General features: G+C 36.2%; 14 protein-coding genes. 12 read left to right on the top strand and 2 right to left on the bottom strand.

Annotated elements, in window-relative coordinates:
• The first annotated feature begins 167 nt into the window (after positions 1-167).
• The 8 genes from ACIQ0D_RS07170 (at position 168) to ACIQ0D_RS07135 (ending at position 7,116) form a co-directional block, all read left to right on the top strand.
• Positions 168-827, top strand: coding sequence for a DedA family protein (locus tag ACIQ0D_RS07170; protein WP_395804148.1), 660 nt, complete (start codon positions 168-170; stop codon positions 825-827).
• Positions 828-832: 5 nt separating this feature from the next.
• A complete protein-coding gene (locus ACIQ0D_RS07165; protein WP_395804146.1) occupies positions 833-1,375 on the top strand; it encodes an inorganic diphosphatase in 543 nt (180 codons plus the stop codon).
• Positions 1,376-1,379: 4 nt separating this feature from the next.
• On the top strand, positions 1,380-2,699 hold the full coding sequence (locus tag ACIQ0D_RS07160) for a hemolysin family protein (RefSeq protein ID WP_395804144.1): 1,320 nt from the start codon (positions 1,380-1,382) through the stop codon (positions 2,697-2,699).
• Between the two features lie 16 nt (positions 2,700-2,715).
• Positions 2,716-3,417 carry a 16S rRNA (uracil(1498)-N(3))-methyltransferase gene (locus tag ACIQ0D_RS07155; protein WP_395804142.1) on the top strand — a complete coding sequence of 234 codons (702 nt, stop codon included), beginning with the start codon at positions 2,716-2,718 and terminating at the stop codon, positions 3,415-3,417.
• On the top strand, positions 3,414-4,079 hold the full coding sequence (locus ACIQ0D_RS07150; RefSeq protein ID WP_395804140.1) for a DUF4159 domain-containing protein: 666 nt from the start codon (positions 3,414-3,416) through the stop codon (positions 4,077-4,079). Before ACIQ0D_RS07155 ends, ACIQ0D_RS07150 begins: the two co-directional genes overlap by 4 nt.
• A 3-nt stretch (positions 4,080-4,082) precedes the next feature.
• Positions 4,083-4,583: a biotin/lipoyl-containing protein gene (locus ACIQ0D_RS07145; RefSeq protein WP_395804138.1), complete on the top strand. Its 501-nt coding sequence runs from the start codon at positions 4,083-4,085 to the stop codon at positions 4,581-4,583.
• Positions 4,584-4,694: 111 nt separating this feature from the next.
• Entirely contained in the window at positions 4,695-6,434 is a 1,740-nt protein-coding gene (locus ACIQ0D_RS07140; protein WP_395804136.1) for a GMC family oxidoreductase, read from the top strand.
• A gap of 4 nt (positions 6,435-6,438) precedes the next feature.
• Entirely contained in the window at positions 6,439-7,116 is a 678-nt protein-coding gene (locus ACIQ0D_RS07135) for a gluconate 2-dehydrogenase subunit 3 family protein (protein ID WP_395804134.1), read from the top strand.
• Positions 7,117-7,196: 80 nt separating this feature from the next.
• Here ACIQ0D_RS07135 and ACIQ0D_RS07130 read toward each other — a convergent pair whose 3' ends face one another.
• Positions 7,197-8,795 (bottom strand): SUMF1/EgtB/PvdO family nonheme iron enzyme, encoded by a 1,599-nt coding sequence (locus ACIQ0D_RS07130; protein WP_395804132.1) that lies wholly within the window; start codon positions 8,793-8,795, stop codon positions 7,197-7,199.
• Between the two features lie 411 nt (positions 8,796-9,206).
• Between ACIQ0D_RS07130 and porV the strand changes: the two genes are divergently transcribed.
• Positions 9,207-10,361 (top strand): type IX secretion system outer membrane channel protein PorV, encoded by a 1,155-nt coding sequence (gene porV, locus ACIQ0D_RS07125; protein ID WP_395804130.1) that lies wholly within the window; start codon positions 9,207-9,209, stop codon positions 10,359-10,361.
• A gap of 3 nt (positions 10,362-10,364) precedes the next feature.
• Positions 10,365-10,847 (top strand): 2-C-methyl-D-erythritol 2,4-cyclodiphosphate synthase, encoded by a 483-nt coding sequence (ispF, locus tag ACIQ0D_RS07120; RefSeq protein ID WP_395804128.1) that lies wholly within the window; start codon positions 10,365-10,367, stop codon positions 10,845-10,847.
• Between the two features lie 3 nt (positions 10,848-10,850).
• Here ispF and ACIQ0D_RS07115 read toward each other — a convergent pair whose 3' ends face one another.
• Complete coding sequence (locus ACIQ0D_RS07115; protein WP_395804126.1) at positions 10,851-11,015, bottom strand: FeoB-associated Cys-rich membrane protein; 165 nt, start codon at positions 11,013-11,015, stop codon at positions 10,851-10,853.
• Positions 11,016-11,231: 216 nt separating this feature from the next.
• Between ACIQ0D_RS07115 and typA the strand changes: the two genes are divergently transcribed.
• Positions 11,232-13,043 carry a translational GTPase TypA gene (typA, locus tag ACIQ0D_RS07110; RefSeq protein WP_395804124.1) on the top strand — a complete coding sequence of 604 codons (1,812 nt, stop codon included), beginning with the start codon at positions 11,232-11,234 and terminating at the stop codon, positions 13,041-13,043.
• Between the two features lie 117 nt (positions 13,044-13,160).
• Positions 13,161-14,188: flippase (locus ACIQ0D_RS07105; RefSeq protein ID WP_395804122.1), on the top strand; the 1,028-nt coding region annotated here is incomplete at its 3' end.

Below are 14,188 nucleotides of genomic sequence, written 5' to 3'. Positions count from 1 at the left end.
TTAAGTCGGCAGAACCAAAAGAGCTTCAATCTTCAGCTTACTTTAATTTTGTATTAGGTTTTTCGGCCTTGCTAACAATAATCGTTGGTATTTACCCTAGTATTATATCCAACCTTTTCTAGGCTTAAATATTCTATAAATATTGTAGCTTTACGCATATCGAACTTATGCAAGAGATTTGGGATTCTTTACAACATCTGATTGATCCAGTAAAATTACTGAGAGAGGGTGGATTCTATCTGCTTCTTTTTGTAATTTTTGCTGAGACTGGTTTGTTTTTTGGTTTTTTCCTTCCCGGTGATTATCTTTTATTTCTCGCTGGCATGTTTGTTGCGACCGGGAAATTGGATGTTTCAATTTATGTTTTGCTAATTGGTTTAATGGGGGCGGCTATTGGTGGAAATTTTGCTGGTTATTGGTTTGGCAAAAAAACGGGACCAGTACTTTATCAAAGAGAAGACACCTTTTTCTTTAAAAAGAAATATCTTAAAACAGCGGAAGAGTATTATAGGAAACAAGGAGCTTTTGCTTTAATTATGGGGAGATTTATTCCTATAGTACGAACATTTGCTCCGATAATTGCGGGTGTTGTTAAGCTCGATTTTAAAAAATTTGCATTTTATAATATTTCTGGTGCATTTCTATGGATTACATCCTTAACTTTGCTAGGATTCTTTCTTGGTAGAAGTTTTGAAAAAGAAATCAATGATTACTTATTATATATCATTGTTGGTTTCATATTGATTACTACTATTCCGCTTATTATTACCTATTTAAAGAGGAAAATTGGAGGAGATAGAGGCAATGAAGAAGAATCCAATTTCTAAAACATATGAACAAAGACCACCCCTGGCATAGCGTTTCTCCTGGTGAAGATATCCCTTCCACTGTAAATGCAATTATAGAAATCCCTAAAGGATCAAAAGCAAAGTATGAAATTGATAAAGATTCAGGCCTTATTAAGCTTGATCGTGTGCTATTTTCATCTGTTATGTATCCAGCTAATTACGGTTTTATTCCACAAACTTATTGTGATGATAAAGATCCATTAGACATTCTAGTTCTATGCTCGGTGGATGTTTACCCTATGTCGATTGTGGAAGCTAAAGTGGTTGGAGTGATGCATATGGTTGATAATGGTGAGCAAGACGATAAAATTATTGCTGTTGCTAAAAATGATATGTCAGTAAATTATATTGAAGATTTAAAAGAACTTCCACCCCACACCATGACTGAGATTGTTCGTTTTTTTCAAGATTATAAGGCCTTGGAACGTAAAAATGTAAGTATTGAGCATCTATTGGGTAAAAATTATGCCTTTAAGGTAATAAAAGAAAGTTTAGAATTATATAAGACCACTTTCGTAAATTTATAGAATTATGGGTCTATCTTTATTTTTAACATTTTTCTTAGTTTTTCTTAACGGATTTTTTGTTGCGGCCGAATTTGCTCTGGTAAAAGTGAGAGCTTCTCAAATTGAAATTAAGGCTAAAACTGGTAGTCGTGTAGCAAAAATTGCTAAGCACATGACTCAGCATCTTGATGGTTATCTGGCTGCTACTCAATTAGGTATAACTTTAGCTTCGCTAGGTTTAGGTTGGGTAGGTGAAGCAGTAATGACCGATTTAGTAAGTCGTTTCTTTAACTTTATTCAAGTAGATATGTCGTCTGCTGTGGCTACAAATATTGGCCATGTGCTTGCATTTGCCATTATTACGGTTTTGCATATTGTGTTTGGTGAACTAGCACCTAAATCAATGGCAATTCAACGTCCTATTGGTACTACCATGGGTATTGCCCTTCCTTTGCACTTTTTCTATTTATTGTTCAGACCTTTCATATGGCTATTAAATGGTTTTGCTAATTTTATTTTGAAAATGTTAGGAATCAGTTCCGTTGGTGGTCATGAAGCTCACCATAGCTCTGAAGAATTACAATATTTGCTGGATCAAGGTAAGGAAAGTGGTGCGCTAGAAACCAATGAGCATGAACTTATTAAAAATGTGTTTGATTTTAATGAACGTGTTGTAAAAAATATCATGGTTCCGCGGACAAAAATATCTGGGATTGAGTTAAATACACCTCATAAAGAATTGCTAGAAGTTATCATTCAAGAGGGCTACTCTAGAATACCCGTTTATGATGAAACTATAGATAAAATTGTAGGTATTGTTCATGCTAAAGATATTCTTCCCCTATTAGCAGATAACAAGGAATGTATCCTTAAAGATATTATCCGTAAACCCTATTTTATTCCTGAAACTAAAAAGATTAATGATCTTTTGAGCGAGCTTCAGCTTAAGCGAATTCAAATTGCTATTGTGCTTGATGAATTTGGCGGGACTGCCGGCATGGTTACTTTGGAGGATATTGTTGAAGAATTGGTTGGTGAAATTCAAGATGAATACGATGAAGAAAAGCCAATTGTTGAAAAATTATCAGACAATGAATTTATTATTGATGCAACCGCTTCAATTTATGATGTAAACGAATATCTTCCACATGATTTACCTGAAGATGGGGATTATGACACCGTTGCAGGCTTGGTAAGTGAAATTTTTGGTAAAATCCCTGAGGTTGGGGAGGTGAGTGATTTTAATGGGTATACAATTACAATTCTTAAAAAAGCAGATCAGAACGTTGAATCTGTAAAACTTGAATTGGTCATTAATAATGAAGATGCTGTAGATTTACGCTAAAAAAGGAGATCGGTTTATGCATATTTTTTATACACCCGATATCAATTCAAATACCCTAATTCTCAGTGAAGAAGAAAGTAAGCACTGTATAAAAGTCTTAAGGCTTGATGCCGGAAGTTTACTCCATTTAGTTGATGGTATCGGTGGTTTTTATGATGCTATCATTGAAGATCCTCATCCTAAAAGAACAAAGCTTAAAATTGTTAAGAAGATTGAAAACTTTGCTAAGCGGAATCATTATTTACATATCGCCATTGCGCCAACAAAAAATATCGAACGCATAGAGTGGTTCTTAGAAAAAGCTACTGAGATTGGTATCGATGAAATTACTCCTATTATTTGTGATCGCTCAGAAAGAAAAGAATTAAAGACTGAACGTTTAAATAAAGTAATTACCTCTGCTGTAAAACAATCCATCAAAGCTTTTCATCCAAAATTAAATGAAGCCATTCGCTTCAGCGATTTTATTAGCAAAAACACAAATACCCAAAAGTTTATTGCTCATTGTATGGATGAAGGTAAAGTTACAATTAAAGACCAGCTTATCCCTAAGGGGAATTATCTAATTATAATCGGACCCGAAGGTGATTTTACATTCCAAGAGCTCGAAGCTGCCGTAAACAATAACTTTATACCCATTAGTTTAGGAGAGTCAAGACTTAGAACCGAAACTGCAGCTTTAGAGGCCTGCTTTGAAATTAATTTTTTAAACAGATGAAAAATCTATTAAGCGCCGGCTTAGTATTTCTATTTTTTCTCCTAGTGGGGTTTTCAATCAGTGCACCTACCTTTAAAATCGCTAAATTAAAGTATAATGGTGGTGGCGATTGGTATGCTAATCGAACAGCACTTACAAATCTCATTAGTTTTTGTAATAAAAATCTTGGGACAAATTTTGAGCAAGAGGAAGCAATAGTTGAGGCTGGGAGCTCTGATATATTTAACTACCCATTTGTGTATTTAACAGGCCATGGGAACATTAAATTTTCTGATCAGGAAGCCGGGAATTTGCGTAAATATTTAATGGGAGGAGGCTTTCTTCATATTGACGACAACTATGGATTGGATAAATTTATAAGGCCTCAAATGAAATTAGTGTTCCCTGAGCTCGACTTCGTCGAATTGCCTGTACAACATCCCATATATAATCAAAAGTTTAAATTCCCATCGGGACTTCCTAAAATACATGAACATGATGCTAAGCGCGCTTTAGGATTAGGATTAATTTATAAGGGAAGGTTGGTATGTTATTATACTTATGAAAGTGATCTCGGGAATGGTTGGGAAGACGCAGGTACATATCCTAGTGATTCTGAAGCAACTAGACAAAGGGCACTTCAAATGGGATCCAATTTAATTCAGTATGCACTAACTCAATAAATTATGCTTAAGGTAAAGGTTAATAATAAGTTCAATTTTGAGATTTCAACTGAAAGAAATCAGACATTAATTAATGGCCTTTCTTTTCAAGGAGATATTTTGAAAGTTAATGATCGATCTTTTCATGTAATTTATAATGATAAATCCTACTATGCTGAGCTAATCGATTATGATAAAGTTCAAAAAACATGTAGTGTGAAAGTAGGAAGTAATATCTATCCTATGCAAATGAGCGATCAATTTGATGAGCTTTTGCATCAATTGGGTATGGATAATTTGAACAGCACTAAAATTGCAGAATTAAAGGCCCCTATGCCTGGCCTAGTCTTGAAAGTTCTGGTTGCTGAAGGAGAAGAAATAAAAAAGGGGGGAAACCTATTAATTTTAGAGGCTATGAAAATGGAAAACATCATCAAAGCCCCCGCAGATGTTGTTGTGAAGTCTTTAAAAGTTATTGCTGGCGATAAGGTTGAAAAGAACCAATTATTGATGCTGTTTTCCTAATTAATAATTTTCAATAATAATTAGATATTCCTCTCCTATAATTTCTTTAGCTAAATAAATATTGTTTATTTTCATGGATCTTTTTGTGAAAAGATTAAACAATAATATCCAATGGCTATAGAAATTAAAACTAAGGGCGAATTATACGATGTCTGTATCGTAGGTTCAGGTGCAGGTGGAGGAATGGCGGTGAAAATCCTAACTGAGGCAGGTTTAAAAGTCGCATTACTTGAAGCAGGTCCTGATTATGATCCTGCAAATCCAGAACAACAAACACAATTAAAATGGCCTTATGAGTCGCCGAGACGTGGTGCTAGCACAAATCGTGCTTTTGGCGACTTTGACGCAGCTTATGGTGGCTGGGAAATTGAAGGCGAACCATATACCCAAAATGAGGGTTCACAATTCGACTGGTTTAGATCTAGAATGCTTGGGGGTCGTACGAACCACTGGGGAAGAATTTCATTAAGATTTGGTCCTAATGATTTTAGGCGTAAAGATATGGATGGCTTGGGCGATAATTGGCCAATTGGATACGATGATGTAAAGCCTTATTACGATCGCGTAGATAAAATGATTGGTGTTTTTGGGACTAAAGAAGGAATTTATAATGAACCAGATGGTTATTTTCTTCCTCCTCCAAAACCGAGACTTCATGAGCTTATGATTAAGAAGGCAGCAAATAACATTAATATTCCTGTTATTCCTGCTCGATTATCCATATTAACAAGACCAATTAATAAAGATCGTGGAACCTGTTTCTTTTGTAATCAGTGTAATCGTGGTTGTTCAGTACATGCTGATTTTTCCTCTTCAACTTGTTTGGTTAAACCAGCGCGTAAGACAGGCAATGCAGATGTGTATGTAAATGCCATGGCTCGTGAGGTTTTAACAAATAGTGAAGGACTTGCAACGGGTGTTTCATATGTTGATAAGACTGATATGCAAGAATATCAGGTAAATGCAAAAGTGGTAGTTTTAGCTGCAAGTGCTTGTGAATCAGCGCGTTTATTGTTAAATTCAAAATCTTCTGCACATCCTAATGGATTGGCCAATTCAAGTGGAATGGTTGGTAAATACTTGCACGACTCTACAGGAGCCTCTAGAGGAGCTTTCATACCGCAGTTGATGGATAGAGAACGTTATAATGAAGATGGAGTTGGTGGATTGCATTTATATATTCCTTGGTGGCTTGATAACAAGAAACTTGATTTTGCTCGAGGCTATCACATTGAGTTCTGGGGTGGTATGGATATGCCTTCTTATGGTTTCGGCTTCGGAATGGAGAAAAGAAATGGAACATTCCCAGGCAAAGACGGTAAAATGAAGTCTGCAGGTGGTTATGGAGCATCTCTCAAGGATGATTACCGTAGATATTACGGTTCAACAGTCGGTTTTGCTGGTAGAGGTGAAAGTATCCCAAGAATTGAAAACTATTGTGAGATAGATCCAGAAGTAGTTGATAAATATGGTATTCCTGTTTTGAAATTTAATTATAACTGGACTGATCAAGAGATTAAGCAGGCTAAACACATGCAAGATACTTTTGAAGAGCTTATTGATGCGATGGGTGGAGTTGCAAGTGGTGAAAAACCTGGTGAAGATCGTAAATATGGACTTGAAGCACCTGGAAGAATTATCCACGAGGTAGGTACTACACGTATGGGAAATAATCGAAATACTTCAGTATTAAACAAGTATAATCAAGCTCACGATGTAAAAAATCTATTTGTGGTTGATGGCGGTGCATTTGTTTCTCAGGCGGATAAAAATCCTACATGGACCATCCTAGCCCTATCTATGCGTGCATCAGAATACATTGTTGATCAGTTAAAAAAACAAAATATTTAATCAGATGAATAGAAGAGACTCACTCAAAGCATTAGCCGTAGGTACAGTTAGTGTTGGTACTATTTTAGCCACTTCATGTGATAAAAAAGATGCTGCAAATAAAAGCAAAGCGGGTGTTTATGGACGTACGCCAGAAGAAAAACTGATTGACGACAAGTTAATGTCGGAAACATTCTTTTCGGCGGCAGAGCTAAAGACAATCACTATTTTGGCCGATATAATTATTCCTAAGGATGAAAATTCAGGTAGTGCAAGCGATGCAAAGGTTCCAGAATTTATAGAATTTATTGTGAAGGATCAGCCGAGGTATCAGTTGCCAATGCGTGGCGGATTAAAATGGCTTGATGTTAAATCACTTAAACTTTTTAAGAAGTCTTTTGCCGATTCAAGTAAAGAGCAGCAGATTGAATTAGTTGAATTAATTGCATTTCCTGAAAAAGCCGCTCCTGAGAATTCTGCAGGAGTAAGCTTCTTTAATACCATGCGTAATTTGACTGCTACTGGATTCTTTACAAGCAAAGAAGGTATAAAAGATATGGCTTATAAAGGAAATCAACCAAATGCTTGGGATGGTGTTCCAGATAATGTTTTAAAGCAGTTTGGCTTAGAATATGATCAAAAAACCTTAGATGAATGCCTTAAAATGGAAGATCGAGGTAAAATCATGACTTGGGATAGTTAATCAAGATTAACTAATTCCTACAAAATAAAAAACACCTTTATATTTTAATATAAAGGTGTTTTTTTTATGTCTTTATGTTTTTATTTAGCCTTAGCTTTCGACTTATACTTAGGGAATTGAGGTTTCCCTTGGCTGTTAATTTCAGGTGAACCAACCAATGTCATTGCAGCACGGAATCCAATTTCTGCACTAGCTTCATCTTGTTGCATAAATCTTCTTGTTGCAGGATTTAACCAGTATGCTCGGTCATTCCATGAACCTCCTTTATAAACACGTGAACGATCGTTTACCAAGGTTGTATTTCCGTATAAATCATTATTTACAGAATCTTTAAATCCTCTGAAATCTGGTTGATATGGTTTTCCTGCTAGTGCTGATGAATCAGGTTTGGCACTCTTACCTTGTAATTCAGCCCATGTTTGTTTCTTAGAAGATGGTGCTGGATCTTTAATCGGACGACCATATTTATCCTTCGCGTAAAGCCCTTTCGTTTTATCTGTTAAGCGTTTGTTAACAAACTCATTTCCACGGTAAGGATTAAAATCAGCGAAATCCTCGAAACTTAGTTTTCTGTAAACATCTGATGTCCATTCACTTACGTTTCCAGCCATGTTATAAAGTCCGAAATCATTAGGAATATAATATCTTACTGGAGCAGTAATATCAGCCTTATCATTCAGGTATCCTCCGGTACCCATATTGTCACCATCTCCACGCTTAAAGTTTGCGTAGATCATACCTTGAGTACGTTTTTTTGGTGAACGAACACCTAAACCATTCCAAGGATAAATTTTACCATCGGCAATATTTTCATATTCAGTATTACCTGCAAGAGATAATGCAGCATATTCCCATTCAGCTTCTGTTGGTAAGCGATAAGGTTGTTTTAAGATTCCATCTTCTAAACGGACTGGTCTAACAGGACCACCTTTACCAGTGGTAGCAGTTCCAGCAGCAGCCGAATTAGGATTGAGATCTTTTTTCATTTTTTTTCCGTCGATACCATCACCACGAAATTGTCCATTTAAATAAATATCTGTGTTAAATGGATCTTTTGCAGTAGTGGCTGTTGCTGGAGCACCACCTTTTCCACCGCCTGCAAGAGTTTTATAATCCAATAAATAACCACCTCTTCTTAAGATTTCTTCATTTACACGATCTGTACGCCAAACACAATAATCGTTTGCCTGTTCCCAACTTACGCCAACAACCGGATAATCCTGAAATGCAGGATGTCTTAAGTAATTATTTACGTATGGTTCATTATAGGAAAGTGGCTGTCTCCAAACAAGCGTATCTGGAAGTGCATTATAATAATATTCTGCATCAGTTGGATAAGTACGCTTAATCCAGTGTAAGTATTCTAGCCAGTCAACATTGGCCACCTCAGTCTCATCCATATAGAATGAAGCAACAGTTACCCTGCGGCGAACATTGTCAAACTCATAACCTAAATCTTGATTTAGACTTCCACCCATAACGAAAGTTCCACCTTCAATGGCAATTAATCCTGGTCCGGGACCAGCCTTAACTTTGTTATTAACTTCAAAACCTCCATTGTACTTATTGTTATAAGCCATGCCAGTTTTTGAGGAAGATGAACTCGTAGGTTTTTTACAGGATGTTGCTATTCCTAGTAGAAATAATCCCGCCGTAAAGTATATTGTAATTCTTTTCATTAATTTCAATAATTGGAGCAATAATCCGCTAAAATACAAAATTGCTTAATACCACCAATGGATTTTTTTCATATCGCATTATGGTGACTATTAGGCGGGTTAACAATGGTAATTAATGTGATAAAAATTTATTTCCTTTAATTTATTATTCCCCTAAACGTCTCTAATTCACCAATATTATATAAATTCTCCATTAAAAATAAATTCATTACATTTTTTTAATATTGAATTTATGTTCGGATATTTAATATTTAGCTAGATTGAATTTTTGATTATGACATTTATTTTTTAAAATAGATATTATTTTCAACAGCAAAGTGTTCATTTAAATCGTTTTCATAATAAATATATGCTTATTATTGCTTATATTTAGGACACAAGAATTTTAGATTTGCTTGATTTTTTACATTAATGATCAAAAAGCGTTTGTTTTTTAATTCTTTATTTGCATTTATCCTCGGATTCCCTGCTCTGCTTGTTGCACAAACTACGCAAAGCGATGGGAAACGTATAAATACAATAAAAACCGCGGCTCCTTTTTTACTTATCACTCCCGACGCTAGATCAGGGGCAATGGGTGATGCTGGAGTTGCAATTTCGCCTGATGCAAATTCAATGCATTGGAATCCTTCCAAATTAGTTTTTCTAAATAAACCAACTGGGATATCGGCTTCATATACACCATGGTTAAGAAATTTGGTGCCAGATGTTGATTTGGGATATCTAACAGTCTATCATCGCTTAGATAGTCGAAATACCATCGGTGGTGCTTTGCGCTATTTTTCTTATGGCTCCATTCAGCTTACTGATAATAGTCAGAATGATATTGGCGTTTACAGTCCCAATGAGTTTTCTATAGAAGGTACCTACGCAAGAAAATTTGGCGATAACTTCTCGATGGGCTCATCAATTAGATACATTAGGTCAAGCTTGAGTAATGGGCAGTTCAATGGTCAGGAGATACAGCCAGCCACAGCCCTAGCGGCCGATGCTTCTGCCTACTATAAAGAAGGAACAGTGATTTTTGGAACAGATGCTGAGCTTGCTTTAGGAATAAATATTTCAAATATTGGTTCCAAGATGAGCTACTCCGATAATGGTATAAAATCTTTTCTTCCTACTAATATGAAAATTGGAGGTGCTTCAACCTTTATGTTAGATGATTTGAGTACCCTAACCTTTGCTCTTGATCTGAATAAACTTTTGGTACCTACCAATCCAATTAGAGATGCAAATGGTAGGATTATAAGTGGTAAAGACCCTGATCGGTCGGTTCCATCTGCCATTTTTGGCTCGTTTAATGATGCACCTGGTGGTTTTTCTGAAGAATTGAGTGAAATTAATTATTCTTTCGGAATGGAATATTGGTATAATAAACAATTCGCTCTTCGATCCGGATATTTTTATGAGACCCCAACAAAGGGCGATAGAAGGTATTTTACCCTAGGTGCAGGCTTGAAGTATAATGTATTTAATCTTGATATTGCCTATCTCTTGGCAAATCAACAAACCAGTCCTTTAGCGCAAACACTGCGCTTCTCATTGGTGTTTAATTTCGAAAAATAAATAATGAAAATTAGAGTTGGCTTTGGATTTGATGTACATCAATTAGTTGATAATCACCCATTTATTCTAGGTGGTGTAGAATTGAATCATCCTTCAGGTGCTTTTGGGCATTCGGATGCGGATGTTTTGGTACACGCAATTTGCGATGCATTACTTGGAGCAGCTAATTTACGTGATATTGGTTTTCATTTTTCAAATACGGATGACCGTTGGAAAGGTATAAGTAGCCTAATCCTGCTCAAGGAGTGCGTTTCGCTTTTAAATCAAAAGGGCTGGAATGTAGGAAATATTGATGCTATGCTTTGTTTAGAAGCTCCTAAAATAAATCCACATATCCCTGAAATGAAGGTAAAAATTGCTCAAGCAGCAGGAATTAGTGAAGATGATATCTCTATCAAAGCAACGACTAATGAAACAATGGGATTTATTGGTAGAAAAGAAGGATTAGTAGCTTATGCTGTTTGCCTAATTGAGAAGTCGGCTTAAAAACTATTTATTCTTTTTTTGTGGCATTACCTGACTAAAGTCGGCAGCGCATTTACCACAATTACTCGCACATCCTGCCTTGCTTTTCATGCCTTTATAAGCCAAATTACCTACATAAAGTAGAGCAAGTGCAAATAAAGCAATAACCGCTATTAATTGAATGTCCATATTCAAAAATACAATTTTTTGGTAAATTTTTGGTCAGGGTCATGTAAATTCAATTCCTCAAAAGACATTAAATTGGGATTTTCATCTGTGCATTTGATATTTAAAGCTTAGCCTTATTTGTTGGATTGAGTTTTGTTTCCTTATCCTTAAATTATCATCTTATGGAAATCTCCTATATAAATCGTACCTTTGCAAAAAATTTAAGGTAATTTTTTAATGCAAAAAATAAGAAACATAGCGATAATCGCTCACGTTGACCACGGTAAAACTACATTGGTTGATAAAATTTTACACCAAACCAATTTGTTCCGTGACAATCAGGAAACTGGTGATTTGATACTAGATAATAATGATCTTGAACGCGAACGTGGTATTACCATTGTCTCCAAGAACGTTTCTGTTAGCTACAAGGGTGTCAAAATTAATATTATTGATACTCCTGGACACGCCGATTTCGGTGGTGAGGTAGAGCGAGTACTTAAAATGGCTGATGGGGTAGTATTACTTGTCGATGCTTTTGAAGGTGCCATGCCTCAGACTCGATTTGTGACTCAAAAAGCACTTTCTCTAGGTCTTAAGCCTGTAGTAATTGTAAATAAAGTTGATAAAGAAAATTGTCGCCCAGAAGAAGTTTACGAATCAATTTTTGAATTATTCTTCAACCTTGAGGCTACCGAAGATCAGTTGGATTTCCCTGTTCTTTATGGTTCTTCAAAGCAAGGTTGGATGAACCACGATTGGAAAGTTCAAACGGAAGATATCACTCCATTATTGGATACTATCTTAGAGCATATTCCTGCAGCACCAAGTTTTGATGGTACCCTTCAGATGCAGATTACATCCTTGGATTATTCTTCATTTGTTGGTCGTATTGCAATTGGCCGTGTAGCACGTGGTGTAATTAAAGAAAATCAGCCGGTTTCTTTAGTGAAGCGTGATGGAACAATTCAAAAATCAAGAATTAAAGAATTATATACTTTCGAAGGTTTAGGAAAAATTAGAGTTCAGGAAGTTTCTTCAGGAGATATTTGTGCAGTAGTTGGTATTGATGGCTTTGATATTGGTGATACTATCGCTGATTTTGAAAAGCCTGAGCAATTAGAGGTTATTAAGATTGATGAGCCAACAATGAATATGTTGTTCACTATCAATAACTCACCAATGTTTGGTAAGGAAGGAAAATTTGTAACCTCACAGCGTTTACGTGAGCGTCTTTACAAGGAGATGGAGAAGAACTTAGCACTTAAGGTTGTTGAAACAGAATCACCTGATTCCTACCTGGTGTATGGTCGTGGTATTCTGCATTTATCAGTCTTAATCGAGACTATGCGTCGCGAGGGTTATGAGCTTCAAGTGGGACAGCCACAAGTAATTATCAAGCATATTGATGGGGTTAAATGTGAGCCTATTGAAACGCTAATTGTAGATGTACCAGCAGAGGTTTCAGGTAAGGTTATTGAACTTGTAACTCAACGTAAAGGTGAGTTATTAATCATGGAACCAAAAGGTGATCTTCAACATTTAGAATTTGAGATTCCGGCACGTGGTATTATTGGATTACGTAATAATGTGTTAACTGCAACTGCAGGTGAGGCAATTATGGCACACCGTTTTAAGGCTTATGAGCCTTGGAAAGGTACAATCCCTGGTCGTTTGAACGGAGTTCTTGTTTCTATGGAAAAAGGTTCAACTACTGCTTACTCAATCGATAAATTACAAGATCGTGGTCGTTTCTTTGTTGAACCGGGTGTTGAGGTTTATGAAGGACAAATCATGGGTGAACATATTCGTGATAATGACTTAGTTGTAAACGTGGTAAAAGGAAAAGCATTAACCAATATGCGTGCCTCAGGTACTGATGATAATGCACGTATTGCTACTGCGATTAAATTCTCTTTAGAAGAAGCAATGGAATATATTCAAGCGGATGAGTACATTGAAATTACTCCTAAGAGTATGCGTTTACGTAAGATTTACCTTACTGAAAACGAACGTAAGATCAATGCAAAGAAGTTTGTAAATCAATAACAGAATTCCGTTATAAATAAAATAAAGGCTCGGTGTAAACTGAGCCTTTTCTTATTTAAGGGTGCGAGCTAAGAAAAAAATTGCCACCTTTAAAAACAAATTAATTATTTTGTTTAAATGAAGTTTCCAGCGGTACCAGGCTTCGACCAACAAGCGTTTAATAAATACCTGAAAAATACGGGCTGGCTTTTTCTTGCCCGAGTGGGTAGCTTAATTATTAAAATTCTTGCTGGAATTGCGGTAGCAAATTATCTTGGTCGTGCAGATAATGGCTTGTTAAACTATCCGCTTGTATTCGTTACTTTTTTTATTGCTGCTGCTGCATTGGGTCTTGATGGTTTCATTACACGCGAATTACTTGCATCGCCGGCAAACAAAAATAAATTATTAGGAACCGCATTTCGAATGCGTTTTTTTGCTGGACTAATCATAGTTCCATTAGCTGCTGCTGCATTCCTGGTTTTTAAAGGGAATGATTCAGAGATTCCGTTAAGCTATATTATAATTGCTTCTTGTATAGGTTTAGCACAATCTTTAAACATTATCGACAGCTATTTCCAGTCGCAAGTTCAAGGAAAATACGTGATGATGGTCCAAGTGGCGGGCAATCTGCTCTCTGCAGCCTTAAAACTAGTCCTGATTGCCATTTCGGCCCCCTTGTCTTGGTTTATCTGGACTTTATTAGCCGATGCGGTATTAATTGGTATAGGGTATTTAATTGTGTACAGACTTAGGTCTAATAAAGTTTCGGAATGGCAATTTGAGGGTAAATTAGCCCAACATCTTCTGAAACATTCTTGGCCATTGGCTTTTTCGGCTATTTTGGTGACTGTTTACATGAAAATCGGTCAGCTGATGGTTGAAAGTTATCTGGGCGTATCTGCACTTGGGGTTTATTCAACCGTAGTAAACTGGAGTGAGAGTTGGTATTTTATTCCCATAGCCATTGTCAGCTCTATTTTTCCAGCTATCATGAATGCGCGAAGAGATGACCCTATTCGCTATCAAAAGAGATTGGGAGATCTTTATGATTTGATGATGGTTATTAGTCTGACAATTGCCATTTTCATGACCTTTGCATCTCCTTTTATTTATACTTATTTCTATGCTGCTGAATTTGCTGAAGGCGCTAAAATCCTATCTAT

Origin of the sequence: Daejeonella sp., assembly GCF_044342615.1 — a bacterium.
Lineage (GTDB): Bacteria > Bacteroidota > Bacteroidia > Sphingobacteriales > Sphingobacteriaceae > Daejeonella.
This window is presented reverse-complemented; position numbering and strand designations above follow the sequence as displayed.